The sequence below is a fragment of the Ohtaekwangia koreensis genome, from assembly GCF_900167975.1.
Classification (GTDB): Bacteria; Bacteroidota; Bacteroidia; order Cytophagales; family Cyclobacteriaceae; genus Ohtaekwangia; species Ohtaekwangia koreensis.
The window spans coordinates 1380990-1407500 of record NZ_FUZU01000002.1; the positions used below are offsets into that span (position 1 = coordinate 1380990).

The 26511-nt window shown below is 40.1% G+C and carries 21 protein-coding genes and 1 tRNA gene; 17 read left to right on the forward strand and 5 right to left on the reverse strand.

Annotated features, from left to right (window positions below; all coding sequences use genetic code 11):
* Positions 1–4 precede the first annotated feature (4 nt).
* From B5Y40_RS19145 to B5Y40_RS19195, 11 genes are all read left to right on the forward strand, one after another.
* Positions 5–1300 carry a cytochrome c gene (locus tag B5Y40_RS19145; protein ID WP_143785824.1) on the forward strand — a complete coding sequence of 432 codons (1296 nt, stop codon included), beginning with the start codon at positions 5–7 and terminating at the stop codon, positions 1298–1300.
* Positions 1301–1428: 128 nt separating this feature from the next.
* Complete coding sequence (lepA, locus tag B5Y40_RS19150) at positions 1429–3213, forward strand: translation elongation factor 4 (protein ID WP_079688398.1); 1785 nt, start codon at positions 1429–1431, stop codon at positions 3211–3213.
* Between the two features lie 16 nt (positions 3214–3229).
* Positions 3230–4117: a bifunctional 5,10-methylenetetrahydrofolate dehydrogenase/5,10-methenyltetrahydrofolate cyclohydrolase gene (locus B5Y40_RS19155; RefSeq protein ID WP_079688399.1), complete on the forward strand. Its 888-nt coding sequence runs from the start codon at positions 3230–3232 to the stop codon at positions 4115–4117.
* A 37-nt stretch (positions 4118–4154) separates the two neighbouring features.
* On the forward strand, positions 4155–4781 hold the full coding sequence (locus B5Y40_RS19160) for a 7-carboxy-7-deazaguanine synthase QueE (RefSeq protein ID WP_079688400.1): 627 nt from the start codon (positions 4155–4157) through the stop codon (positions 4779–4781).
* Positions 4736–5752, forward strand: coding sequence for an aminodeoxychorismate synthase component I (locus B5Y40_RS19165; protein ID WP_245840634.1), 1017 nt, complete (start codon positions 4736–4738; stop codon positions 5750–5752). Before B5Y40_RS19160 ends, B5Y40_RS19165 begins: the two co-directional genes overlap by 46 nt.
* Positions 5736–6332, forward strand: coding sequence for an aminotransferase class IV (locus tag B5Y40_RS19170; RefSeq protein WP_079688403.1), 597 nt, complete (start codon positions 5736–5738; stop codon positions 6330–6332). The genes B5Y40_RS19165 and B5Y40_RS19170 overlap by 17 nt, the downstream gene beginning before the upstream one ends.
* A gap of 54 nt (positions 6333–6386) precedes the next feature.
* Complete coding sequence (locus B5Y40_RS19175) at positions 6387–8306, forward strand: OmpA family protein (protein ID WP_079688404.1); 1920 nt, start codon at positions 6387–6389, stop codon at positions 8304–8306.
* A 211-nt stretch (positions 8307–8517) separates the two neighbouring features.
* The gene (locus B5Y40_RS19180; RefSeq protein ID WP_079688405.1) at positions 8518–11637 is read left to right on the forward strand and encodes a SusC/RagA family TonB-linked outer membrane protein; all 3120 of its coding nucleotides are present in this window, start codon (positions 8518–8520) and stop codon (positions 11635–11637) included.
* Positions 11638–11665: 28 nt separating this feature from the next.
* Positions 11666–13201, forward strand: coding sequence for a SusD/RagB family nutrient-binding outer membrane lipoprotein (locus B5Y40_RS19185; RefSeq protein WP_079688407.1), 1536 nt, complete (start codon positions 11666–11668; stop codon positions 13199–13201).
* Between the two features lie 22 nt (positions 13202–13223).
* Positions 13224–14072 carry a hypothetical protein gene (locus B5Y40_RS19190; protein WP_143785825.1) on the forward strand — a complete coding sequence of 283 codons (849 nt, stop codon included), beginning with the start codon at positions 13224–13226 and terminating at the stop codon, positions 14070–14072.
* A 36-nt stretch (positions 14073–14108) separates the two neighbouring features.
* Complete coding sequence (locus B5Y40_RS19195) at positions 14109–15056, forward strand: hypothetical protein (RefSeq protein WP_079688410.1); 948 nt, start codon at positions 14109–14111, stop codon at positions 15054–15056.
* 50 nt (positions 15057–15106) lie between these two features.
* On the opposite strand, the gene B5Y40_RS19200 is transcribed toward B5Y40_RS19195, so the two are convergent.
* Positions 15107–15826 (reverse strand): hypothetical protein, encoded by a 720-nt coding sequence (locus B5Y40_RS19200; RefSeq protein ID WP_079688411.1) that lies wholly within the window; start codon positions 15824–15826, stop codon positions 15107–15109.
* Between the two features lie 173 nt (positions 15827–15999).
* Here B5Y40_RS19200 and B5Y40_RS19205 point away from each other — a divergent pair, with 173 nt between their 5' ends.
* Both B5Y40_RS19205 and lpxB read left to right on the forward strand, forming a co-directional pair.
* Positions 16000–16419, forward strand: a complete 420-nt coding sequence (locus B5Y40_RS19205; protein WP_079688412.1) for a 6-pyruvoyl trahydropterin synthase family protein — start codon at positions 16000–16002, stop codon at positions 16417–16419.
* Positions 16420–16465: 46 nt separating this feature from the next.
* Complete coding sequence (lpxB, locus tag B5Y40_RS19210) at positions 16466–17590, forward strand: lipid-A-disaccharide synthase (RefSeq protein WP_079688413.1); 1125 nt, start codon at positions 16466–16468, stop codon at positions 17588–17590.
* Positions 17591–17634: 44 nt separating this feature from the next.
* On the opposite strand, the gene clpX is transcribed toward lpxB, so the two are convergent.
* From clpX to B5Y40_RS19230, 4 genes are all read right to left on the reverse strand, one after another.
* The gene (clpX, locus tag B5Y40_RS19215) at positions 17635–18870 is read right to left on the reverse strand and encodes an ATP-dependent Clp protease ATP-binding subunit ClpX (RefSeq protein ID WP_079688414.1); all 1236 of its coding nucleotides are present in this window, start codon (positions 18868–18870) and stop codon (positions 17635–17637) included.
* A 91-nt stretch (positions 18871–18961) separates the two neighbouring features.
* Positions 18962–19636 carry a ClpP family protease gene (locus B5Y40_RS19220; RefSeq protein WP_079688415.1) on the reverse strand — a complete coding sequence of 225 codons (675 nt, stop codon included), beginning with the start codon at positions 19634–19636 and terminating at the stop codon, positions 18962–18964.
* A 206-nt stretch (positions 19637–19842) separates the two neighbouring features.
* Positions 19843–21189, reverse strand: coding sequence for a trigger factor (locus B5Y40_RS19225; protein ID WP_079688417.1), 1347 nt, complete (start codon positions 21187–21189; stop codon positions 19843–19845).
* Positions 21190–21271: 82 nt separating this feature from the next.
* A tRNA-Leu gene (locus B5Y40_RS19230) sits at positions 21272–21356 on the reverse strand.
* 119 nt (positions 21357–21475) lie between these two features.
* Here B5Y40_RS19230 and B5Y40_RS19235 point away from each other — a divergent pair.
* The 4 genes from B5Y40_RS19235 to B5Y40_RS19250 all read left to right on the forward strand — a co-directional run bounded on the left by B5Y40_RS19235 (position 21476) and on the right by B5Y40_RS19250 (position 25951).
* The gene (locus B5Y40_RS19235) at positions 21476–23695 is read left to right on the forward strand and encodes a RelA/SpoT family protein (RefSeq protein WP_079688418.1); all 2220 of its coding nucleotides are present in this window, start codon (positions 21476–21478) and stop codon (positions 23693–23695) included.
* 157 nt (positions 23696–23852) lie between these two features.
* The gene (locus tag B5Y40_RS19240) at positions 23853–24326 is read left to right on the forward strand and encodes a Fur family transcriptional regulator (protein ID WP_079688420.1); all 474 of its coding nucleotides are present in this window, start codon (positions 23853–23855) and stop codon (positions 24324–24326) included.
* Between the two features lie 3 nt (positions 24327–24329).
* Positions 24330–24659 carry an STAS domain-containing protein gene (locus B5Y40_RS19245; RefSeq protein WP_079688421.1) on the forward strand — a complete coding sequence of 110 codons (330 nt, stop codon included), beginning with the start codon at positions 24330–24332 and terminating at the stop codon, positions 24657–24659.
* A 23-nt stretch (positions 24660–24682) separates the two neighbouring features.
* Positions 24683–25951, forward strand: a complete 1269-nt coding sequence (locus B5Y40_RS19250) for an adenylosuccinate synthase (RefSeq protein WP_079688422.1) — start codon at positions 24683–24685, stop codon at positions 25949–25951.
* Positions 25952–26511: the final 560 nt, after the last annotated feature.

The following is a 26511-nucleotide window of genomic DNA, read 5'->3' on the forward strand; positions in this document are numbered from 1 at the left end:
AGGTATGATTAAAATTTTCAGTGCTCTTTTGCTGATGTTGTCGTCTACATTTGTTTCCGCTCAAAAGAAAATTACATACTTTGAACATATAGCACCGATCATTCAAGAGAGGTGTGCGCCATGTCATCGGCCCGGAACTGCTGCGCCTTTTTCACTTCTTACCTATGAAGATGCAGCCAAGCGTGCCAAGATGATTGGACGAGTTACCGGTACGCGGTATATGCCGCCTTGGAAAGCAGATCATTTATACCGGTCATTTGCAAATGAAAAGCGGTTGACTGAAGATGAGATAGAGCGGATAAAACAATGGGTCGCGGATGAAGCACCTCGGGGCAAAGAGCCGAAGTCAGGAAAAGTAAGAAATACAAATATAGCGGCTTCTCCTGCGAAGGCAGCCGATGCGATACTCCAGGTTCACAGACCATTTATAGTTGCGGGCGATTTAAAAGAAAATTTTACTCTTTCTGTAATACCATTTGATTTTGATCATGAACCTAACGTTGAGTCCATAGAGTATATATCTGATAACCTCAAGCTTATTCACCACGCGAACTTTGGCATCTACGCAGTAGATCCTTCAATCGACATCAGCAGGGATACGGTTTCTATAAATGCTAACAATCTATCCACCTATGCAACACGATTGACACAGTTAACTCAAAACCTGGTATACTATAATGGTTGGGTGCCGGGATCTACACCTATTACTTTTTCGAAAGGGCTTGGTTTTAAAATGCCGAAGCACGGTGTCATCGTTCTTACAAATCACTATGCACCATCATCTGTACAGAAAACAGAGCGATCATCATTGCAGTTTTATTTTTCAAAGACTGCTGTTGAAAGAACTGTTAATACGTTAAGTATTGGTTCTGGAGGAGTAGGGGAGATCACACCATCGCTTATGATTTTTCCGAACGAAGTAAAAACATTCCACATCCGGATGGAGATTGTTGAGCCGCTATCATTGCTATATGTCTGGCCTCATATGCACCTGATCGGTAAAAAATTTACAGCATACTATTCTACTGCAGCGCATGATACCGTGCCGCTCGTGCGGATTAACGATTGGGATTTCAATTGGCAGGAAGCTTACAAGTTTAAAAAGCTGATGAAAATACCGAAGGGAGCTGTGTTGACGATTGAAGGTATATATGATAATACGGCCCAAAACCCTCACAATCCCAACTCACCGCCCATGATTGTTTTCTCAGACGGGTTAATGGGAACAAAGAATGAGATGTTAAGCCTGATTCTTGTTTATTTGCCTTACAAGGAAGGCGATGAAAATATCGACTTGTAAAATAGGTTCACCAGGCATTTCGGTCAGCTCAGTTGTTCAGATTTGTAGTCTTAAACCTCCCTGGTTTACAGTTTAATCCGCCAATAATTCCTACTTTTGCATTCCTAAATTTTGAGGAACAGACGGGAATGGAAAACATCCGCAATTTTTGCATTATAGCCCATATTGACCACGGAAAAAGTACGCTGGCCGATCGATTATTGGAATTTACAGGCACTCTGAACGAGCGTCAGATGGAAGCTCAGGTTCTTGATAATATGGATCTTGAGAAAGAAAAGGGCATTACGATCAAGTCGCATGCTATCCAGATGAACTATAAACTTGATGGCAAACAATATATTCTGAACCTGATCGACACACCTGGTCACGTAGATTTTTCATACGAAGTTTCCCGTTCAATTGCTGCCTGCGAAGGAGCACTCCTGATCGTGGATGCAAGTCAGGGTATTGAAGCACAAACTATTTCGAATTTATACCTGGCACTAGAGCATGATCTGGAAATTATTCCGGTGCTCAATAAGATCGATCTTCCTCATGCCATGCCTGAAGAAGTTACTGATGAGATCGTAGAACTTATCGGTTGCAAGCGCGAAGATGTAATTCACGCCAGTGCAAAAGAAGGTAAAGGAATTGAAGAAATTCTGAAGGCCGTTGTGCACCGTGTACGGGCTCCGAAAGGTGATCCAAACGCTCCGCTTCAGGCGATGATCTTCGACTCTGTGTTTAATTCATTCAGAGGGATTGAAATCTATTTCCGTGTGTTCAACGGAACGATGAAAAAAGGACAAAAAGTAAAATTCATAAGTACCAACAAAGAATATAACGCTGACGAAATTGGCGTACTGAAACTTGATCAGCAACCACGAACCGAAATGGGTGCAGGCAATGTTGGGTATTTGATATCAGGTATTAAAGTAGCGAGTGAGGTTCATGTTGGGGACACGATTACAAGCGCTGCCAATCCCGGAGAATCATTAAGAGGATTCGAGCAAGTTAAGCCCATGGTGTTTGCGGGTATATATCCTGTGGAAACATCCGAGTTTGAAGAGCTGCGTGCCTCCATGGAAAAACTTCAGTTGAATGATGCTTCATTAGTATGGGAGCTTGAAACATCGGCTGCCCTTGGCTTTGGTTTCCGTTGTGGATTTTTAGGCATGCTACACATGGAGATTATTCAGGAGCGGTTAGAGCGCGAATTTAATATGACGGTGATCACCACCGTACCTTCCGTTCAGTTCAAAGCTTTCCTCACAGACGGAAGTGAAATCAGCATTAACGCTCCTTCCGAAATGCCTGACCCTACAAAACTGAAAAGTATTGAAGAGCCCTATATCAAAGCACAGATTATTTCGAAGTCAGAATACATAGGGGCGATCATTACATTGTGTATAGAAAAACGTGGCATTATTAAAAACCAAAACTACCTGACAACAGATCGCGTAGAGATGTCATTTGAAATGCCGCTTTCTGAAATTGTATTCGACTTCTTTGATAAACTGAAATCTATTTCCCGCGGCTATGCTTCCCTCGATTATCACCTCATCGGGTTCCGTGAATCGGATATGGTGAAACTTGATGTGATGTTGAACGGTGAGAAAGTAGATGCATTGAGTGCTATTGTTCATAGAGGGAAATCACAGGAGTGGGGCAGGAAGCTTTGTGAAAAATTGAAAGAACTTATACCACGTCACATGTTTGAAGTTGCTATACAGGCAGCTATAGGACAAAAAATCGTGGCGCGCGAAACCATCAGTGCAATTCGTAAGAACGTGATTGCAAAATGTTATGGTGGTGATATATCGCGTAAGCGTAAACTTCTTGAAAAACAGAAGAAAGGTAAGAAGCGTATGCGTCAGATTGGAACTGTGGAGGTTCCGCAGGAAGCTTTCATGGCTGTACTTAAACTTGACTAGAGCATTGGAACCGGATATGACAGAGACAACGACCTATACACTTATCGATGGCAAGAAGGTAGCTTCGGATATAAAAGAAGAGATCGCCCAGAAAGTAGCTGAGCGTAAACAAGCCGGAAAGAAAATTCCGCACCTTGCAATTATCCTGGTTGGTGATGATGGCGCGAGTCAGACGTATGTTGATAATAAAGTGAAGGCTTGCAAGTCGGTTGGGTTTCACTATACCATGATGCGCTTTGCTGATACCATCAGTGAAGAAAAATTATTGAAGCACATCGATCACGTAAACAACGATGATGATGTGGATGGATTTATAGTACAGCTTCCGTTGCCACCGCATATATCTGTAGAGCGTGTTACTGAAAAGATTCGTTCAGATAAAGATGTAGATGGATTCACCAATCATAATTTCGGAAGTATAATTTCTAAAAAACCTTTGTTGATGCCTGCTACTCCCTTTGGAGTAATGGAGTTATTGCGCAGGTATAACATCGAGACTGAAGGTAAACATGCCGTGGTAGTAGGAGCAAGCCGGATTACAGGTGCACCGCTCAGTATGATGCTGACAGAATTAGGTCATGCAACGGTAACGATTTGTCATAAGTATACGAAAGACCTGGCAACCTTCACGCGTGCCGCAGATATACTCTTAGTGGCAGTCGGCAAACCTGGGCTTATCACAGCAGAGATGGTAAAAGAAGGAGCTGTGGTAGTGGATATTGGAACAACACGTGTAGAGGGACCACAGTATCCGAAAGGCTGGGCTATAAAAGGCGATGTTGACTTCAAAGCTGTGGCCCCGAAAACATCCTATATTACGCCAGTGCCCGGTGGTGTTGGTCCGATGACTATTGCATCGTTGCTGTTCAATACCTTGCGCGCTACTGAATTACAGAATCCATAGATTCTATCCGGGTATATGGTATATTTGCCCACGTCCAATGCCTGAAACAATAAACGAAACGTTAATACAAGCACTTCCTCTGATGGAGGACTTTTATACCATTCAAGGGGAAGGGTATTATCAAGGCTCTGCGGCTTACTTTCTCAGACTTGGGGGATGTGATGTAGGATGCGTGTGGTGTGATGTAAAAGAATCGTGGGATGCTTCAGCCCATCCGTTGGTTACAGTTCAGGAAATGGCCTCACGTGTAAAGAAGAGCGGTAGTCCAATCGCTGTGATTACAGGGGGTGAACCTGTAATGTACAACCTAACAGCACTCACGGCTTCGATAAAAAGTGAAGGTATACGAACACATATTGAAACATCAGGAGTATATCCATTGACAGGGACATGGGATTGGGTTTGCTTTTCTCCCAAAAAATTCAAAAATCCTGATCCCTCTATTTTTGAAAAAACTGACGAGCTAAAAGTAATTATATATAACAAAAGTGACTTCGGTTGGGCTGAAGATTTTGCATCGAAAGTTCGTTCCTCGTGCCAATTATACCTTCAACCCGAATGGTCGAAAGAAAAAGAAATGGTTCCGTTGATTATCGATTACGTGAAAGCCAACCCGCAGTGGCAAATTTCGTTGCAAGTACACAAGTACATGAATATACCGTAACGATGACGTTATCAACATTTACCGATCAAATGAATATATGGGGACAAGCTGAAGTCCCTTTTTTGTTTATGGTAGATTTTGAAATGGAGAAACCGTTACTCTTCAAACTGGATGAAATAGATAGCACTAAATTTCTCTTCGATATAAATGGATTCTCCAACGCATCCGCGAAAGCGAAAATACAAACAACGCAGATAGAAGCTTTACCGACTCCATTTTCAGAGTATAAAAAGAAATTTGATATAGTATATAACAGCCTCGCGTATGGAGATTCTTTTCTTACAAACCTCACCATAAAAACACCGGTTGCCTTACACACATCTTTGAAAGAGTTGTTCTATCAAAGTCATGCAAAGTATAAATTGCTGATGGAGGATGAGTTCCTGGTGTTCTCTCCAGAAACGTTTATTCAAATAAAGAGTGGAAAAATCTTTTCCTATCCAATGAAAGGCACCATTGATGCTTCCTATCCCAATGCACGCGAAAGGATTTTGAATGATGAAAAAGAAAAGGCTGAACACACAACCATTGTTGATCTAATAAGAAATGATCTTAGCCAGGTAGCGATGCATGTAAACGTAAATCGTTTTCGCTATATTGATGAGATAAAAACAAGTAACAAGAATTTGTTGCAGGTTAGCTCAGAGATTGCCGGTGATTTGCCTGAGGATTATAAATCGAGGTTAGGAGATATAGTGGTAAAGCTACTTCCGGCAGGTTCCATTAGTGGAGCTCCAAAGTCGAAGACGCTTGAAATAATAAGAAAAGCGGAGGGAGAAAAACGTGGGTACTACACAGGTGTTGTCGGATATTTTGACGGGGCCAACGTAGATTGTGGCGTGATGATTCGTTTTATTGAAAATGAAAGTGGCACATTTTTTTACCGCAGCGGTGGAGGGATCACCACACAAAGTATTGTAGAATTGGAATACCAGGAAACCATCGACAAAGTATATGTCCCTGTTGATTGAATCGATTAAGTTATTGGATGGAACGTATTATAATCTATCACATCATGAGCAACGGATGAATCGTTCGCTCAAAATGCTTTGTGGGTTTGATGAGCATTTTGATCTCGAAGGTCTGTTATCGAAAGTTGACCGGCCCGATCAAGGGCTTTTTAAATGCCGTATTATTTATGACGACACTTCACGTGAAATAGAATTTCAACCGTATCAGTATAAGAAGATTCAAAGCTTACGCGTGGTAGAACACGACCGGATATCTTACGAATTTAAATATACTGATCGTAAAGTAATCAACCGTTTATTTGAACTTCGTAAAGATTGTGACGATATTCTTATTGTAAAACGAGGTTTTATAACAGACTCATCATACTCGAATATTGTATTTAAGAAAAACAGCCATTGGGTTACACCCTGGTCTGCTCTTTTAAAAGGAACGCAACGTCAGAAATTAATTGACCAGAATATCATCCAGGAAGACGATATCCGGCTTGAAGACATTAAATCTTTTGAGTCTTTTAAACTTATTAACGCCATGTTCGAATTTGGTGGTGACGAGATTGACGTATCCAACATAGTTTTTTAGTTTTAGGCTGAAATCGTGATCATGCATCACAATTTATTAATGGATAATTTTTAGATGAATCGCCTTCTCATTCTTTTTTTTATACTGGTTGCCCTACCGGCCATTGCTCAGGTTCAGTTAAGCACTAAATCTAAAAAAGCAATTGAGCTATATATGCAGGCTGATAACTACCGTGTACGCGGACAATTCGCCCAGGCTATTAGTTTGCTGAATCAAGCCATTGATAAAGACGAAGATTTTGTGGAGGCCTATTATCGGTTGGGCTTGGTATATATGAATATGAAGAACTATACCGATGCTTTGAAGAACTTTGAGAAAGGGCTCTCCTTAACTAACGATCTTCGAAAACAAAAAGTATTCTGGTATGATATGGGCGAATGCTATGTATCTATAGGGGAGTACGAAAAGGCAATGAAAGTACTGAGTGCCTTTGTGAATAATGAGACACAAAACAAACCGAAGATCGACCGTGCAACCGTACTCTTTAAGAGCGCAGAATTTGCATACAAGAATAAAGACAACGCTTCTCCCTATAAACAAAAGCCGTTAAGTGACACTGTGAATTGCTATGTTATGCAATACTTCCCGGTGCTCACTGCTGATCAACAACAACTCATTTTCACACGAAGAGTTAGCAATGATCCGAATGCAGATGAGGACCTTGTAATATCAAAAAAGAATTCGCAGGGTAAATGGACCACTCCGGTTTCTATTTCCAAGAATATAAATACCCGCCTGAATGAAGGAACATGCGCTATTTCTGCCGATGGAAGGAACCTGATATTTACTTCATGTATAGGCCGTGAAGGTATAGGAAGCTGCGATCTATATGAAAGTAAAAAGATTGGCGATGACTGGACCGAGCCTAAAAATTTAGGTCCGAATGTAAATAGCGTTGCGTGGGAATCACAACCCACATTGTCTGCGGATGGACGGACACTATATTTTGTCTCTGATAGAAGAGCAGGATTTGGTCGGAGAGATATATGGGTGTCAACACAAGACGATGCCGGGAAATGGATGAAAGCTGTAAATGTTGGTAAGCCTATCAACTCTGCGTTTGACGAAATCTCGCCCTTTATCCATGCGAATAACAAAACGTTATATTTTGCATCAAATGGACTTCCTGGTTTTGGAGGGTATGATCTCTTTTCAGTAGATAAGGATTCAGCAGGATGGTCAGCGCCTAAAAATATAGGAGCTCCGATCAATACTCACGAAGATCAATTCTCATTATTTATTACTGCCGATGGTAACAAAGGATACTACTCTCAAGAGGAAAGTGTAGGAGCCGGTGCTACCCGAAGCAGAATATTTGAATTGTTAATTCCGGAAGAAAGCCAGGTAAAGTATAGGAGTAACTATGTAAGTGGCGTGGTTCGCGACAAGAAAACCCGGCAGGTTTTAGCCGCGAAGATCGAGCTTATCAATATATCAAAGAATGAGGTAGAGTCGTTAGTGGAATCTGATTCTGTCACCGGAGAATATCTGATCGTATTGACGCAGGGTGCAGACTATGCACTATATATAAATAAGAAGCACTACCTGTTTAAGAGTTTGCATTTCAATTATTCTGAGTCATTCAATTTAGAGCCTATTGTATTAGATGTTGATTTGGAAAAAGCTTCCATCGGATCGACCGTTGTATTGAATAATATTTTCTTTGATGTAGATAAGTATGAATTGAAGGACAACTCCATTACGGAGCTTAGAAAAATTATCCGCTTCCTTACTGAAAATCCGGAAATCCGGGTCGAAATAGGAGGACATACTGATAATTCAGGATCCACAATCTATAATAAGCAGCTTTCAGAAAAGCGCGCCCTCTCCGTTTACAATTATCTTATTGCTAATGGCGTGTTAAAAAGCCGACTCACCCCCAAGGGGTATGGCCCAGATCAGCCTATAGCCCCTAACGACACCGAGCCCTCCCGTAAGCTGAACCGGAGAATTGAGTTCAAAATCATCAAGTAAGCCTGTTAATCTGTTAATCAGGCTTTTTGTCGCATATTTGAACATTGTCAAGGCAAGCACAGCCATCAATCTCTTCAATCTTCTACCATTTGATACGTTAGTATTTTTAATGTTAAAATACTTAATTTCGGGGGACTCACCTTTCGAGAGTTATTATTTTGTTATAAGTTTGGTCGCACATTTAAATTTTCATTAACCTAAATTTTACAGTATGAAGAGAATTCTACTCGTATGCTTAACAGCGGTGTTAGCATTCGCCAGCAGCGAATTGTGGGCACAGGAGCGAACGGTCTCCGGTCGGGTCACCTCGGCTGAAGACGGATCCGGTCTTCCGGGCGTAAACGTTGTGGTAAAAGGAACAACCAATGGTACAGTAACAGATGTAAATGGTAACTATACATTACAGGCACCTACAACAGGTGGTGTTTTGGTGTTTACATTTATCGGTTTAAAATCTCAGGAACTTGAGATTGGAAGCCGTTCTTCGATTGATACCCAGATGGAGCAGGATGTTCAGCAACTTACAGAAGTTGTGGTAACATCGCTTGGCGTAGCAAAAGAAGAGAAGTCTTTGGGTTATGCTGTTCAGCAGGTTAACAGCGATGAATTACTTAAAGCAAGAGAAACCAACGTTATTAACTCGTTATCAGGAAAGATAGCCGGTGTCAATATTACGAGCGCATCAGGAGCAGTCGGAGCCTCTTCCCGGATCGTAATACGTGGTGCAAATTCTTTTGGAAATAACCAACCTCTTTTTGTCGTAGACGGTGTACCAATAAGTAATGGTGATTTCGGTAGTACTGACAATGAAGGTACCAACCGTGGTAACGGAGCTGCAGATTTGAACCCTAACGATATAGAATCTATTACTGTATTGAAAGGTCCTAATGCGGCTGCTTTATATGGATCAAGAGCATCAAACGGTGTAATTCTGGTGACAACGAAATCAGGTAAAAAAGGAGCTGGTCTTGGTGTTCAGGTTAATTCCAACGTAACATTTGAGAACCCTCTGAAATTACCTGATTATCAAAATGGTTATGGTCAAGGATCTGGCGGTCAATTTGAGTTTGTTGATGGTGCCGGTGGAGGTACAAATGATGGTACTGACGAAAGTTGGGGCCCAAAACTTGATGCTGGTTTAATGATTCCTCAGTTCAATTCACCTGTAGTAAACGGAGTAAGACAAGCTACGCCATGGGTATCACATCCTGACAATATCAAAAGCTTTTTTAATACAGGAACAACCATATCTAATAATGTATCGATAACAGGTGGTACTGATAAAGCTGGAGTGAGATTATCTTACACAGATCAACGTCAGAAAGGTATGGTACCCAATACCGATCAGAATAAAAGCACAATTTCATTAAATGGGAATATTGATTTGACAGATAAGTTCACGATCAACGCAACGGCTAATTATGTTAAAACGAAAAGCGATAACCTTCCTGGTTATGGTTATAGTGCTCAGAACGTAATGCAACAGTTCATTTGGTTTGGCAGACAAGTAGATATGGGTGCCCTCAAAAATTATCAAAACACAGATGGAACGAAGAATAGCTGGAACTACAACTATCATAACAATCCCTACTTTACTCTAAACGAAAATTTGAATACTGTAGATCGTAATCGTATCTATGGAAATGCTCGTGCAACCTATAAATTCACAGACTGGCTCAGCGCATTTGTAAGAACTGGTACTGATTATTATACATATACCAACACAGGGCGCAGAGCTGTAGGAGATCTGGATGTTCCGAATGGATATTATGCAGAAGAAACATTCACTTTTTCTGAGATTAACACAGATTTCTTGTTAAGCTTTAATAAAGCACTAACGGATGATGTTCAATTATCATTGAATGTCGGAGGTAACAGAATGAATCAGAATTCACATAAAATCACTGGAGTTGCAGGTGAACTTGCTATACCTGGAGTTTATACTTTGAGCAATTCCAAGATACCTTTGACCACAACAAGTGAGTATAAGAAAAAGAGAATAAACAGTATGTATTTCTCTGGTCAGGTTGGTTTCCTTGGATCTTTGTTTCTTGATTTCACCGGAAGAAATGACTGGTCAAGTACATTACCTGACGGGAATAACTCATATTTCTACCCTTCAGTTTCTTTGAGTGCAGTGCTTACTGACTTGTTTGATATACAATCTGACTTCCTTTCTTTCGCCAAGGTAAGAACAAGCTGGGCTAAGGTCGGTTCTGATACGGATCCATATCAACTTATAGGAAGTGTAAGCATCGGAGGAGGATGGAACGACGCAACAAAATTGCCTTCTTTATTTGTACCTGATAATATCCCCAACTCTGAATTAAAGCCTCAGTTTACTAAGTCTACAGAATTTGGTGTTGACTTAAGGTTACTACAGGATCGGATTAGATTAGACATGACGTATTATGACGCGAAGACCACAGATCAGATCATTAGCGTTCCTGTTTCTTCTTCTTCAGGATATACCTCAAAAAATATAAATGCGGGAGAAATTTCTAACAAAGGTATCGAAGTATCTCTTGGTGGAACAGCCGTAAAATCAGCTGGAGGCTTTCAGTGGGATGTTACAGTGAATTACGCCTGGAATAGAAACAAAGTTGTCGAATTAGCCCCCGGAGTTGATAGTTATGTTTTAGGAACATACTGGTCTCTGCAAGTTGCAGCAATCCCAGGTGAGCGCTTCGGTTCCCTTTTTGGTTACGGCTTTCAGAGAGATCCTGATGGAAATATTATCCACGTAAATGGTATCCCTCAGCGAGATGCAACAGCTAAAGTATTGGGAAGCTATACACCAGATTGGACTGGTGGTTTGATGAATGAAGTTTCCTATAAGGGAGTTTCTTTGTCTGCATTGGTTGATGTTAAGTGGGGTGGTGATTTGTACTCCATGACAACTACATGGGGACGATATGCCGGTGTACTAGATGAAACCCTTTTAGGGCGTGAGAATGGTATTGTAGGAAAAGGCGTGATAGCTAATGGAGATGGATCGTACAGAACCAATGACGTAGTTGTTTCTGCAGAACAATATAACAAAGCAGCTTTTGTAAATACTCTTGCAGAGTCAAGCATTTTCGATGCCAGTTACGTGAAGCTTCGCGAAGTACGCCTAGGATATACTATTCCTAACAGTATATTCCAGAATCTTCCATTCAGAGATCTTAATATTTCTTTTGTCGGACGAAATTTAGCTTTGTTGTATAGCAAAGTCCCTCATATAGATCCAGAGACAGCGTTTAGTAATTCAAATGTTCAAGGTATTGAATTTGGACAATTGCCAAGTGCAAGAAGTCTTGGTTTTAATGTAAGCTTCAAGTTGCAGTAGTGGATTAAAATCATAAACGATTTAAAGTATGAAAAATAATATATATAGATTATTTCTGTTAGTGACATTCTTCTTGGGTGTCGCAGCATGTACTAATGACTTCGATGAGATTAATAATAACGTTAACTCTCCTACAGTAGATAAAGCCGCACCCGATCAATTGCTTACCAATGCTATTGAAAGTATGACAGATCGTGTTCATGAAATATTTCTTGGACATGAGATGGGCTCTTGCTGGGCTCAGCACATGGCTAAAGTCCAGTATACAGATGAAGATCGGTATGTATACCGCCCTGACGTTGTTAATACAACCTGGAGTAGTTTTTACGCTGCCAATGGATCAGATGCTGCCTTGATATATAAATTGGGCGGCGAGAGAAGCCAGCCAAATTATCAGGGTGTAGCATTGGTACTACAAGCATATATTGCAGCTGAGCTAACAGATTTATTCGGTGATGTTCCATACTCTCAAGCTTGGAAGGGTGCTGGAGAAGATGGAGGCATTCTAAGCCCTGAGTATGATACACAAGAAGCCATCTACCGTGATATAATTGCTAAGCTTGACGAAGCAAATTCTTTATTAGATCCAGACGGTACCGCAATCGCTGGTGATATCCTTTTTAAGAATGATATAACTAAATGGAAAAAATTCGCCAATTCGCTTCGATTAAGATTGTTACTTAGAATGTCGGACAGAGATGCTTCTTTAGCAACAACGGAGATGTCTAAAATCGTTGGAGCACCGGCTACATATCCAATTTTTGAGAGTAATTCTGACAACGCAGCGTTAATCTATCTTGGCTCATCACCAAATAACAATCCAATCAACGAAAACAGAAAGAGTCGTGATGATCATAGGGTTAGTAAGAATTTGATCGATATGCTGGTGGATATGGAGGATGATAGGCTTATGGTCTATGCTAATCCAGCAGAGGGAATTGATGAATTTGTAGGTATACCGAATGGGCTCACTTCTGCAGATGCAGCAGCTTATAACGGTAACGGACTTGCCAATACATCTAAGATTGGAGATTATTTCACAGCTGCCACTGCACCAGGTATGTTAATGAGCTATGCAGAACTTCAGTTTATTCTTGCTGAGGCTGCTAAGAAGGGTTATATATCAGGAGGAGATGCTTCTGCTCAAACATATTATGAGAACGGAATTAAGGGCTCTTTTGAACAATATCGTGCTCCTTTGCAAGCGGTTATAGATGCAGATGGAACTACGCTTGGTGGACTCACAGTACCGACCTCAGTAGATGCTGCTGCTGCGAATGTGATTGCTAATCAAGCTTATAATGCGAACGATGCTCTTCGATTGATTGCCACACAACGGTATTTGGCAACATTCGATCAGGGACTGCAAACCTGGTTCGAGTGGAGAAGAACAGGTTTCCCTGTACTTACCCCTGCCGTCTCAGGCGAAAATGGCGGTAAAATACCAGTTAGAGTTCCATATCCTCAAATTGAAGCTACACGAAACGGTACCAATTTAAACACAGCTATTGCTCGTCAAGGTGCTGATGATTTGAATACCAAAGTATGGTGGGATGTCAATTAATCTAATATCAAAACTGAATCTTATGAAACGAAATATAAAAGTATTTTCAATTACGGTATTGGCGTTATCCTTGATTTGGATTACATATTCATGTGTAGAACCAGATGATCTGATAACAGAAGATGCTAAAGAAGGAGGAGCTATTGTAGCTGTTACGGGCTCTAGCGGTAAAGTATTAGGAGTTCCTGACGCCACAACTGGAGAAGTGACATTTACGGACAATGATCTTTCATTAATTGTAAATAAAAAAACTGGCGGCAGTGCCGTTGAATCTTATGCAGTAGTAAAACAGTATAATGGGGGGGCCGAGGTTGTTGTTGAGGAGTTTGAAACCACACCACATACAGTTGAACTAACAACTCTTTCTGAATTTTTGAATGGTACAGGTAAGCAAGAATCAGATCTTCGCATCGGTGATGTATTCACGTTTACGGTTAGACAAACGCTTGAAGATGGAAGAATCATTTACTCAGCTCCTGCAAATGGAAGGTATAATGTTACGGTTAACTGCTCCTCAAATCTGGCAGGCACCTATACCGTTACGGGCGTTTACAACAGACCGGCTTCAGGAATCACGGGACAAGCAGTTGGACCAAGAACAGAAGTTATTTCTGAGATCTCACCTGGGGTGTATGGCACTCAATTGACAGGTCATTGGACTTTGGCAGACCTCGGAGTTTCAGAATGTCCCATTATATTTAGCGATGTTTGTGGTGAGCTCACAATTGCAACACAAACTTTGTGCGATGCTTATTCAAATGAGGTTTCCGGTACAGGTTATGTTGATGCAGCCACAGGAAATCTTTTTTTTGAGTATATAATTACAGGAGGCAATGAACGTAGCTATACGTTCACTTTCGCTAAACAGTAAAGGTTACTACTCATTTTCAGTAAAAAGAAATCAACTATGAAAAAAATAATTTGTTTACTACTTCTTCCATCATTCATCATCTTCACGGCTTGTGAAGATGATGACGATCACAAAGGAGATTCTAGCATAAAAGCCGCAAATCCATCAATAACAATTAGCGATGTTCCTACTACGGAAGTCACTTTGGATGAGCAGGATATTACTTATAACTTTCCAATTACGCTGTCAGAACCACAATTAATTGATATCCCCATTTATATTACAGTTTCAGGAGAGGCAACTTTGGGAGAAGATTTTGAAATTCCCGAGAAAGTTGTGATCCCGGCTTTTACAACGACAGGGAATATAGCTTTGAAATTTTCTGCGGACGATATATTGGAAGGAGATGAAACTGTAACCATTCAAATAGGTGACAGTCGTACTGTTAATTCGACACTAACTTCAAAGACGGTTAAGTATACAATTCATGATGCAACGGTACCTTCCGAAGTTGGATTTTCGATTGATTGGAGCTATACATTTGAGTTTAATGATGAGGAATTTGATTTAGCTGATCTAACTGATCTCGATTTTTTTGTTTACGATGAAAACGATGATTTAGTAGAGTCTGCAGCTACAGGTTCGGTTCCCGAGGAATTTGTATTGCCTGCAGACTTAGCAGATGGTACCTACACAATTACGGTTAACCCCTATGCGATTAGTTTTGATGGAGAATTTAATGGCGAACCATTAGGGCCTTTTGTAATCCCAATTAAAATTACTGCCAGCAGGGCAGTGCCAGAGAAAGAATTGGTGTTGACCTATGAAGGACTTAGTACGGATGACCAGGATAAATTTTTTGATAATTCAGGTAACTACGTAGAGCTTGTTATTGCCAGAATTGTAAAGACTGGAGATACTTTTGAAATCTTAGACCAAGCTGATGAGTCTGTCGGCACTCTCCGACAGAAAGCTAATGCTACATCTCACGGGGTTAAAAAATAAAGGAAAAAGAGAGGCTGGCTCAGATAGACAGCCTCTCTTCTTTTTAAATTTTAAATGTTTTCGTTTAAATAATTGAATAGGCCAAACAGATCTTTATAATTTTTGAGATTTAGTTTATTAGTCTTAATAAATCCTTGAACTTTATTTGCATTCTCACCGAACTGTTGACTGAATTTTTTCGTGGATGAATATACCTGATAAAGATTCGAGTCTTTGGAAAAAAAGTATACCTCTTCTTTTACCCATTTATCGTTACGATCTCCTGCATCCAAAGCTGCTACATAGTTAGATTGCACTAGCTTCAATTGAGGTTTAACGAATAGTTGCCATTTGGCACTATCAAGCACTTTTACGAATCCGTTTGCAGAAACACCATTTAGCTTGTATTTCTTTGCATTAATATACTTGTCTATAGAACCTGTTTTGTTATTCGTGATTAAAATTCGATCAACTTTAATTCCAGACAATATTTTTACTTGATTTTGTGTATTAATTTCTACCTCATTTGCTTTGAGATCAATTCTGATAGGGACCTGTTTTAGTTCGCCTTGTTGGTTAAATATTTTGATGTCAGCGACAGCCCAATCTGAGTTTAAATAAACATCTCCTTTTGTTTCGGCCGGTGCCAGTGGTAACTGTGTAACAAAACCTCCGGGGCCAGTTTGAATGTCTAGTCCTTTTCCTGGAAGATCTCCTACAACACTCTGTGCATTTGCGCTAAGGTCAGTAAGTAAAATTAACAAAGACAGTCCAACGAATCTGATTTTCATTGCGTAAGATGATTTAGGGTTAAATGAATGCGAATAAACTATATCGTGTAATCTAGGTTGCAAGATTGGTCAAAACAGTTTTTTTAGAAAGCTAATTTTTTAGAAGTGTTAATATCCGGGTATAACTGGTTACAGACACTTAGTATATATTTGTGTTGTCAAACAAAGCATAGATGCTCCACATCTCCCGCAAAGAACATTTCAACGCAGCGCATAAACTCTATAACCCGCAGTGGTCTAAAGAGAAGAATGCTGAGGTTTTTGGGCCTTGTGCTAATGAAAACTGGCATGGTCATAACTTTGACCTCATTGTTACTGTCAAGGGTAAGCCTGATCCTGAGACTGGGTTTGTTGTGGACCTCAAAAAGCTGAGTACGCTGATACGTCAAGAGGTGATCGAAAAACTGGATCACAAAAACCTGAACACGGATGTTGATTTCATGCAGGGGAAATTGGCAAGTTGTGAAAATTTGATTGTAGAAATCTGGAAGATACTGGACGCCAAGCTTGCTTCGATTACATCGTTTGGGAAACTCCATTGTGTCCGTCTCTATGAAACTCCTCGAAACTACGTGGAGTATTTTGGGGAATAGCTTCTAAAAATCGTACTTCGTACCTCGTAACCAAGTACAGTTAATAATGCGATATTATATCATTGCAGGTGAGCGATCCGGGGATTTGCATGGAGGGAATTTGGTAAAGGCACTGCACCAGCAAGATACAAATGCTATTTTCCGGGGCTTCGGAGGCGAGCATATGCAAGAAGCTGGCGTTGATCTGCTGGTTCATTACAAGGACCTCGCCTTCATGGGCTTTGTTGAAGTACTTACAAATCTTACAAAGATCTCACGCTATATAGGCCGGTGCAAAGAAGATATACTTCAGTTTAAACCAGATGTTATAGTCTTGATAGACTATGGTGGCTTTAACAGGCGCATCGCCAGGTTCGGTAAGAAGGTGGGTATAAAAGTGTTCTATTATATTCCACCGAAAGTATGGGCATGGCGCCAGGGCCGCGCGTTAGACTTGAAACAAAATGTTGACCGGCTATTTGTTATACTCCCATTTGAAAAACCCTTCTTCAAAAAGTTTGACTGGGATGTCGACTACGTTGGAAATCCGGTACTCGATGCCGTGAAAGCACATGTACCAGACAATGAGTTTTTAGTGCGACATAATATTGATAGTCAAGAATCTTTTGTCGCCTTGTTGCCAGGAAGTCGCAAACAGGAACTCAATACAATTGTTCCATTGATGGTTGATGTAGCAAAACGATTTCCGGATACTCAATTTGCAGTAGCTGCGGTAAATAATCTCGACCAGGTTATGTATGGTGGATTAAAAGATCTTCCTAATGTGAAATTTGTTTTTGAAGACACCTATAATCTTTTGCTATATGCAAAGGCGGCCATTGTAACATCGGGCACTGCTACACTTGAGACAGCGCTTTTCAAAGTGCCACAGATAGTAGTATATAAAACAAGTTTTATAACCTATACCGTTGTGAAGTGGATCATTCAGGTTCCCTATATATCGCTCGTAAATTTGATTGCAGATAAGGAAGTGGTAAAGGAAATGATTCAGGGTGATGCAAATCCAGATAAAGTATCACACGAGCTGAATGAGTTGCTGAACAATGCATCATATCGAAATAACATGCTGGCCAATTACGATGAGATTATTAATATCCTCGACACAGGCTCTGCTTCTCAAAACACAGCCCGACTAATGACAGGATATCTTAACGATAATAAAAAAGCCTGAATATAGAGTATATATTCAGGCTTGATTGTTGAAATCTATAGTGCCTACGCTACTTTCAGTTTGCTGTATTGAGATTTATTAAATTTCTCTTCAGCGTAAGCGCGGCTGATAACAAGACGATCCGTATTTTTTTCAGAAGGTAACTCAAACATGGCATCGTTAATGATCGCTTCGCAGATACCGCGTAAGCCACGAGCACCCAATTTGAATTCCATTGCTTTTTCAACAATAAAATCAATTGCACCTTCTTTGAACTCCAATTGAATCTCTTCCATTTCAAACAGTTTTTTATACTGTTTCATAAGAGCATTCTTTGGTTCAGTCAAAATGCGCTGAAGCGTTTCGCGATCAAGCGGGTTAAGGAATGATACCACTGGCAAGCGTCCGATTAATTCAGGAATAAGTCCGAAGCTCTTCAGATCCTGCGCAGTTATAAATTTCAATAAATTATCTTTATCAAGATCACCAGGGTGCGTTCCATCATGGCTGGCAACAAATCCTAACGGACGAGTGTTTAATCGATTTCCAATAAACCTGGAGATTCCTTCAAATGCACCACCACAAATAAATAAGATGTTCTCTGTATTTACAGTGATCATTTTTTGATCGGGATGTTTACGTCCACCTTGTGGCGGAACGTTTACAGCAGTGCCTTCTAAAAGTTTAAGCAAAGCTTGCTGTACACCTTCTCCACTCACATCACGGGTAATAGAAGGATTGTCTGATTTACGAGCTATCTTGTCGATCTCATCAATATATACTATACCACGTTCAGCAGCCTCTACGTTGTAATCAGCAGATTGGAGCAAACGCGTTAATATACTTTCAACATCTTCACCTACATATCCAGCTTCCGTTAATACAGTTGCATCGGCAATACAAAAAGGTACTTGAAGAATTTTTGCAAGTGTACGAGCAAGATATGTTTTTCCTGTTCCGGTCTCACCAACCATAATGATGTTTGATTTTTCAATCGTAACATCATTATCAAGTTTGCGCTGCATCAGTCGTTTGTAATGATTGTAAACGGCAACTGACATAACCTTTTTGGCTTCGTCTTGACCGATTACATATTCATCCAAAAATTTCTTGATCTCACGAGGCTTAACAAGTTTGAAGTTTGGTGAAAAACCAGCTTCCGTTTTGCTCTTCTTTTCTTCACTAAGAATTTGATTCGCCTGTGTTACACATTTATCACAAATATGAGCATGTATACCCGATATCATCAGGTCAACATCTTTTTTACTTCTTCCGCAAAACGAACATGTAACTTCAGCCATAAATATTTTAAATTAAAAAACCGATGCCCAGAACAACCTCAAAGGTACTGAATATTCTGAACATCGGTTAGACGGAAAACGTGCCGAAAGGTTAGATTTTCTTACGTTCCAAAACTTCGTCAATTAATCCATATTCTTTAGCCTCTGCTGCGCGCATCCAGTAGTCACGATCAGAATCCTTTTCAATTTTCTCATACTTTGTTCCGCTGTGCTTTGCAAGTATGTTGTAAAGATCCTTTTTAACCTCCAGTGTTTGCTTCAGGGATATTTCCATGTCAGAAGCCTGACCTTGCATTCCGCTCATTGGCTGGTGAATCATAACCCGCGCATGTGGAAGAGCAGATCTTTTCTTCGCAGATCCGGAAGTAAGCAATACGGCTCCCATAGAAGCAGCAAGTCCTGTGCAGATAGTAGCAACATCAGGATTTACATATTGCATAGTGTCGTAGATTCCAAGACCGGCGTAAACCGATCCACCAGGACTGTTTATATACATTATGATATCTTTCTTCGGATCGGAAGATTCGAGGAAAAGCAATTGAGCGGTGATTAAGTTTGCAATCTGATCATCAATACCCATTCCTAAGAAAATAATCCGGTCAGAGATAAGGCGAGTAAACACATCGATCGCACGAAAATTACCTGGACGTTCTTCAATAACATATTGTGTCATGTTTTGAATTTGCTGTGCGTAGCTGTCAACTGTATTGCCGCTCATTCCTAAATGATGCACGGCATACTTTCTGAATTCGTTGTTATAATGCATATTTTAATAAAGGATAATTACTTTATGTAGATTGAAATAATGGTAATCTTAGCCATCCGACTCCAAAATTCCAACCCTTTGGTTCTTTAAACCCATTTAAAAAGAAAATGGTTTTAGTCCGAGTAAATTCACGAACTAAAACCATTGACGTAAACTATGAATACTTTATTGTTCCGATAATCAGATCACAAGGCAACTGCCTCTGACTAGTGCTTATGCTCGGCTACAATTTTCTTGAACTCTTCTACAGATACTTTTTTCTCTTCTATTGAGATATTGTCCTTAATATACTTTAGAATCTTCTCGCCGCGTAACTGATTGTATAGACGCATGAAGTTCTGGCCATTTTCATTCTGCAGGTAGTTATCTGCAATTCCATCAAGACGATCGCCCAATTGTTCAATAAAAGCTTGTCCTCCGAACTGAGCTACAATTAATTCTTTAGCCTTGCTCCGAACTTCATCAGCTTCAACGGTAATCTTGTTGTCATCCGCTATACGGTTTTTTACAAGATCCCACTTCAAACCTCTTTTATAGTGTTCAAATTCTTTGTTGATCACATCTTCAGTAACCTCGCCATTGCTGCTGGACATTAACCATGACTTCAGGAAATCGTCCGGAAGATTAATAGCTGTGTTCGTAATGAAGTAGTCTTCGATATTATGATCAAGGAAGTGATCTGACTCACGCTTATAATTTTCGCTTACAGTTTCTTTTACTTTGTTGATAAATTCTTCTTCTGTAGTTACAGCATCTTTGCCGAACACGCGATCAAATAATTCAGTATTAATTTCAGCAGGTTCTGTACGGCTGATCGTTGCTACTTTGAATATATACTTTCCTTTTGCAGACTTTGCTTCTTCCGTTGAGATACCCAATAATTGAGCAGTCTCAGCCTCGTCAGAGAAAATTTTGCTTACTTCGAACTCAACTTCCTCGTCCTTCTTCAGGCCGGTAAATTTCTTTTGCTCTTTCTTCTCAACTTTTTCAATTGAAATGAACGCCTGTTCTTTCTTGAAATCACCTTCCTGAGCGCGTAGCTCACCGAAGATGTTATCGCCAGCTTCTGATGTTTCAGGGTAACTAACTTTACCGAAACGCTTTCTTACATCATTAAGCGTTTCATCAATAGTTTTCTGATCAACTTCAATGGGATATGATTTCACTTTCACCTTTGATGAAACATCATAGGTAAATTCATCTACCATGCCAATCTGATATTCGAATTCGAAATCTGTTTGAGTTTCCCAATCAATTGCTTTTGCCTTATCCTGATTAGGAAGCGGGTCACCAAGAATTTTGATTTGGTTATCTTTTATGTAATCCGAAAGCTTATGGGAAAGCAGATGATTGATTTCATCTACAAGAATAGACTTGCCGAACATTTTCTTAATCACTCCACTAGGAACCTTACCCTGACGAAAGCCTTTGATATTTGCTTTACGCGAATAATCCTTTACCTTTTCTTCAACGTGGGGTTGATAATCACCTTCGGTTAATTTAATTTTAATTATACCTTCTGTGTTGTTCTTTTTATTCAGTGTTATTTCCAAAGCTTATAACGTTTGATTGTTTACCTGAGAAAACCAGAAACCCTCAATGCCCGTGTGTTGTTACGAACATAGAGGGTTAAAATGGTCCGGATGGAGGGACTCGAACCCCCACGCCTTGCGGCACCAGATCCTAAGTCTGGCACGGCTACCAATTACGCCACATCCGGAAATTGGAGGCGCAAATTTATAGAATATTCAGAAATAAAGAATAGTTTACGATTTTAATTAATAAACTTCGGAATTTGGGCCAAAAACCCATAAAATCCGACAAAATTTAAGACATTACATGATGGTAATTGATGCCGAGCAGGAGAAAAGAGAGATCATCAGCCGATATAGAAGACTATTACGCAAGGCAAAACCGATCCTAAAAGACGGTGATGCCAAATTGATAAAGAAAGCTTTTACCCTTTCTTTGGAGGCGCATAAAGACATGCGCAGGAAATCCGGAGAACCTTTCATTTTCCATCCACTCGCGGTGGCCGAGATATGCGTGGAGGAAATTGGGTTGGGAACAACTTCTATTATTGCTGCGCTTATGCACGATGTGGTGGAAGACACTGACATCGAGCTAACCGACATCGAGCGGATGTTTGGAAAAAAAATCGCGAGGATCATCGATGGACTGACAAAGATCCGCGGTGTTTTTGAATATGGAACGTCTCAACAAGCAGAGAATTTCCGTAAGATGCTCTTTACCCTTTCGGAGGATGTACGGGTAATTCTTATCAAACTTGCTGATCGTCTGCACAATATGCGTACGCTGGATAGTATGCCGCGTAACAAACAATTAAAAGTTGCAAACGAAACTATATATCTATACGCGCCTCTTGCGCATCGCCTGGGATTAAATGCGATCAAGACAGAGCTTGAAGATCTTTATCTGCGATTCACCGATCGACCTATTTACAGCTCTATAGCAGAGAAAATTGACGCTACAAAAGCAGCCCGAAATAAATTCATAAAGCAGTTTATGGTTCCTATCAAAGAGGAACTAGATAAACTAGGCATTGAATATGAAATTAAAGGACGCCCCAAGTCCATTCACTCCATTTGGAATAAAATGCGAAAGCAAAATATTCCCTTCGAAGAAGTATTCGATCTGTTTGCCATTCGTATCATTTCGGATACAACCATGGAGCATGAGAAAGCCCTGTGCTGGCAAGTATATTCTATTGTAACAGATTATTACACCCCAAACCCAGACCGCTTACGCGATTGGATCAGCACTCCCAAAGCAAACGGGTATGAATCGTTGCACACAACCGTGATGGCGAAAAATGGACAATGGGTTGAGGTACAGATCAGAAGCAAACGCATGGATGAGATCGCGGAAAAAGGTTATGCGGCTCATTGGAAATATAAAGACACGAACACAACGGCCGAATCAAACCTGGAGAAATGGCTGGCACGCGTACGTGACCTGTTAGAACAGAACAACCACTCTGCGCTCGACTTTGTGGATGATTTCCGCGGAAATCTTTTTAGTGAAGAAGTCTTTGTCTTTACCCCTAAGGGTGAGTTAAAAACATTGCCATATGGCGCTACAGCTTTGGATTTCGCTTTCGAAATCCACACGCAGGTAGGATCAAAGTGCATAGGTGCCAAAGTGAATAATAAGTTGGTGCCAATTAATTATGTTTTGAAGAATGGCGATCAGATAGAAATTTTAACATCCGCCAAACAAAAGCCTCACGAAGATTGGCTTCGCTTTGTTGTAAGCTCCAAAGCGAAATCAAGAATCAAGGATGAATTAAAAGAAGATAAGAAAAAATCTTCTGAAGAAGGAAAAGAAATTCTTCTGCGAAAGCTTCGCCAATTAAAAGAAGATCCGAATCAACAATTACTGGAACAAATGCGTGAACATTTTAAAGTTCAGGCAAACTTTGAATTGTACTATAGAGTAGGCAGAGGTTTTATTACAGCGGCCGACATTAAAAGATTTGTTGAGAATAAACCGACTTCACCACTCAAAAATCGTCCGAATATTCAAGTGGCAGACGCCAAAACGATTGAGCAGGAGATCACTAAGATAAAAGGACGTTACGAAGATATTTTGCTGGTAGGGGAGGATATGGACGTTGTCGATTACAAACTTGCCAAGTGTTGTACGCCAATCCCTGGCGATGATGTTTTTGGATTCGTTACGGTTAGTGAAGGAATCAAAATCCATAGAACAAATTGCCCTAATGCTCCAGAGTTGCTCTCGCACCATGGAAACCGCGTGGTAAAGGCGAAGTGGACATCTCAACATGAAGTTGCTTTCCTTACGGGATTAAAAATTCGGGGAACAGATCGTGTCGGTCTCATTAATGATGTTTCTAAAATTATTTCCGAAGAACTTAAAGTGAACATGAGTTCCATGTCGATTCATACCGATTCAGGGATTTTTGAAGGAGAAATAATGCTCTACGTAAACGATACTCGGCACCTTGAGCAGCTTATCGAAAAATTAAGAAGTGTGGAGGGAGTTGTGAAAGTAAGTCGGTTTGACTCAAAAGAATAGCCCTAGACTTTCAATTCTCTGGTGTTGCTTTTTTTGTGTCAAGCTTGTTTCTGAAGAAGGTTCTGGCGATTTAAAATCCTGAAAAAAAAGGAAAAACTGTTCAGTTGAGTCAAGTAGTGCAAATCTTGCAAACCTGATTATCTTTGCCCGTTATTTCATGGCACTCAATCCGAAATTATACGAAGAAGTAAAAAAGATTTTCACAGCATACCTTGAAAACAAGGAGCTGCGGAAAACTCCGGAACGTTATGCGATCCTGGAAGAGATTTATTCTCGCGATGGTCATTTTGATGTAGAATCACTTTACATCAGCATGAAAAATAAAAACTACCGGGTTAGTCGCGCCACTGTGTATAACACGCTCGATTTACTGGTGGAATGCGATCTTGTTAGCAAGCATCAATTTGGAAAGAACCTGGCGCAATACGAAAAATCGTATGGCTACAAACAACATGACCATCTTATCTGTACAGAGTGTCATAAAGTGATTGAGTTTTGTGATCCACGCATACAAAACATTCAGAATACGGTGGAAGAGATACTGCATTTTAATGTTATGCACCACTCACTAATACTATACGCTTCCTGCACGAAGCAGAATTGCGAAAATAAAATAGCTGCAGCGAATTAGCCTATGAATTTTACTTACGAGACTAAACAAGATCGACTGTTGATCAAACTCTCTGGAGATTTGATCGGTGAAGATAGCGGGGCATCGGTAATAGAAGTCGTTAATAGTGCTATACAAGACAAAGCATTAACATGTGTAATTGATATTTCAAACCTGCGCTATATTAATAGCAGTGGTATAGGTGTATTAATTACGATACTTACAAAATTCAGAAATAAAGGAGGCGAGGTATATTTGATGCAGCCCTCCGAAAGCGTTCAGAAGTTATTGGTTATCACCAAGCTGAATGCCATATTCCAGATTATACAGTCTGAGACCGAAGTAATTAAATAACTTTTATATTAAGATTTTCACGAATGTCTAAGGTAGATGTTTTATTGGGCCTTCAATGGGGCGATGAAGGTAAAGGAAAGATTGTGGATGTGTTAGCACCCAAATACGATGTCGTAGCAAGATTCCAGGGAGGTCCTAATGCAGGTCACACATTAGAATTCGATGGTATAAAACATGTTCTCCACCAGATTCCTTCTGGTATTTTTCGTGAAGCCACAAAGAATGTGATTGGAAATGGCGTAGTGTTAGATCCAATTGTTTTCAAGGTTGAGATAGAGAAGCTTGCCAAGTATAATTTGAACACGAAGAAGAATTTGTTCATATCCAAAAAAGCAACGCTCATCTTGCCAACGCACCGCTTACTCGATGTTGCATATGAGAAAGCAAAAGGAGTGGATAAGATCGGATCAACATTAAAAGGAATTGGTCCAACATATCAGGATAAGATCGGTAGACAGGGTTTGCGTGTCGGAGATATATTGGCTGATAACTTTAAGGATAGACTAAAAAAACTTACGGATATCCATTTTAAAATTCTGAAGGAACATAATGTAGAGTTCAATTGGAATGAACTGGAGAGTCAATTTTTAGACGCTGTTGATTTTCTTAAAGAGTTTGATCTTATCGATAGTGAATATTTTCTGAATAAGGAACTCAAAGCTGGCTCAAGCATTTTAGCAGAAGGTGCTCAAGGTGCTTTGCTAGATATTGATTTTGGTAGCTATCCATTTGTAACAAGCTCTAATACAGTTACCGCTGGCGCTTGCACAGGTCTTGGCGTAGCACCTCGAAATATTGGAGAAGTATATGGGATATTTAAAGCCTATAGCACACGTGTGGGCAGTGGTCCTTTTCCAACGGAGTTAATTGATGATCAGGGTGAGTTGATGCGTAAAGAAGGAAAAGAATTCGGTTCTACTACAGGAAGACCACGGAGATGTGGTTGGATTGATCTGCCTTCTTTAAAATATTCCATCATGATTAATGGAGTTACGCAGCTATTAATGATGAAGGCCGATGTGTTAAGTATCTTTTCAACGATAAAGATTTGTACTAAATATCAATTGAAAGACGGTACTATCACCGATATGATTCCGTACGAACAAGTGAATGAAAAAATAATTCCGATTTATACTGAATTAAAAGGTTGGAATATTGATCTCAGAGAATCGAAAGAAAGTTTGCCTGCAGAGTTAAATGAGTATATAAAATTCCTTGAAACAGAATTAGAAGTACCAATTACATTGGTATCAGTTGGACCAGATCGTACAGAAACAATCCATAGGAATTAACATTGGAATAAATTTTTTAACACACCCCTTGCAGTACCAAAACCTTCTTCTACATTTGCATCCCCAATCGCAGTAGGCGGTTGGGTTTGGAGTTGAAGTGTTGAGGTAGTCTTTTGGTTTTTGATTGAGGTATAGAAGCCTTGAAAAAAAAGTTAAGAAAAGATTTGCAGAGTGAAATAAAGCTTCTACCTTTGCACTCCCAAAACGGAAGATGGTTCTGAAAGCGGGAAAGGTTGAAGGGATTGAAAGAGCGTAAAGAGAGAAGATCTTTACGATTGATTGAAAAAATGGTAATCGGAATGAAGCGGAGGCTTACCGGGTTTTACGGAATCTGGCCAATAGCGGAAGCGGATTTTACGGGATACTACATTTAGCGAGAAAAGCTCGAGAGAGTTACAGGAGCTAGAAAGTTCTTTGAATGGATGATAATTGATAGCGGACCCGCGGATAATTCGAAAGGATGAATCTGCGAAACGGATAGATGCGAGTCTATCTGAGAAGAAAAAAGAGAGTCCAGGTAATCAGACAATTAATTGGGGTTGGATATAAAGGCGCGAGCG

Coding starts and splice junctions, on each gene's coding strand:
- B5Y40_RS19145 (WP_143785824.1), top strand. CDS start 5: ATGATTAAAATTTTCAGTGCTCTTTTGCTGATGTTGTCGTCTACATTT.
- B5Y40_RS19205 (WP_079688412.1), top strand. CDS start 16,000: ATGCTCCACATCTCCCGCAAAGAACATTTCAACGCAGCGCATAAACTC.
- B5Y40_RS19175 (WP_079688404.1), top strand. CDS start 6,387: ATGAATCGCCTTCTCATTCTTTTTTTTATACTGGTTGCCCTACCGGCC.
- B5Y40_RS19240 (WP_079688420.1), top strand. CDS start 23,853: ATGGCACTCAATCCGAAATTATACGAAGAAGTAAAAAAGATTTTCACA.
- lepA (WP_079688398.1), top strand. CDS start 1,429: ATGGAAAACATCCGCAATTTTTGCATTATAGCCCATATTGACCACGGA.
- B5Y40_RS19250 (WP_079688422.1), top strand. CDS start 24,683: ATGTCTAAGGTAGATGTTTTATTGGGCCTTCAATGGGGCGATGAAGGT.
- B5Y40_RS19185 (WP_079688407.1), top strand. CDS start 11,666: ATGAAAAATAATATATATAGATTATTTCTGTTAGTGACATTCTTCTTG.
- B5Y40_RS19170 (WP_079688403.1), top strand. CDS start 5,736: ATGTCCCTGTTGATTGAATCGATTAAGTTATTGGATGGAACGTATTAT.
- B5Y40_RS19195 (WP_079688410.1), top strand. CDS start 14,109: ATGAAAAAAATAATTTGTTTACTACTTCTTCCATCATTCATCATCTTC.
- B5Y40_RS19220 (WP_079688415.1), bottom strand. CDS start 19,636: ATGCATTATAACAACGAATTCAGAAAGTATGCCGTGCATCATTTAGGA.
- B5Y40_RS19245 (WP_079688421.1), top strand. CDS start 24,330: ATGAATTTTACTTACGAGACTAAACAAGATCGACTGTTGATCAAACTC.
- lpxB (WP_079688413.1), top strand. CDS start 16,466: ATGCGATATTATATCATTGCAGGTGAGCGATCCGGGGATTTGCATGGA.
- B5Y40_RS19160 (WP_079688400.1), top strand. CDS start 4,155: ATGCCTGAAACAATAAACGAAACGTTAATACAAGCACTTCCTCTGATG.
- B5Y40_RS19235 (WP_079688418.1), top strand. CDS start 21,476: ATGATGGTAATTGATGCCGAGCAGGAGAAAAGAGAGATCATCAGCCGA.
- clpX (WP_079688414.1), bottom strand. CDS start 18,870: ATGGCTGAAGTTACATGTTCGTTTTGCGGAAGAAGTAAAAAAGATGTT.
- B5Y40_RS19180 (WP_079688405.1), top strand. CDS start 8,518: ATGAAGAGAATTCTACTCGTATGCTTAACAGCGGTGTTAGCATTCGCC.
- B5Y40_RS19190 (WP_143785825.1), top strand. CDS start 13,224: ATGAAACGAAATATAAAAGTATTTTCAATTACGGTATTGGCGTTATCC.
- B5Y40_RS19155 (WP_079688399.1), top strand. CDS start 3,230: ATGACAGAGACAACGACCTATACACTTATCGATGGCAAGAAGGTAGCT.
- B5Y40_RS19200 (WP_079688411.1), bottom strand. CDS start 15,826: ATGAAAATCAGATTCGTTGGACTGTCTTTGTTAATTTTACTTACTGAC.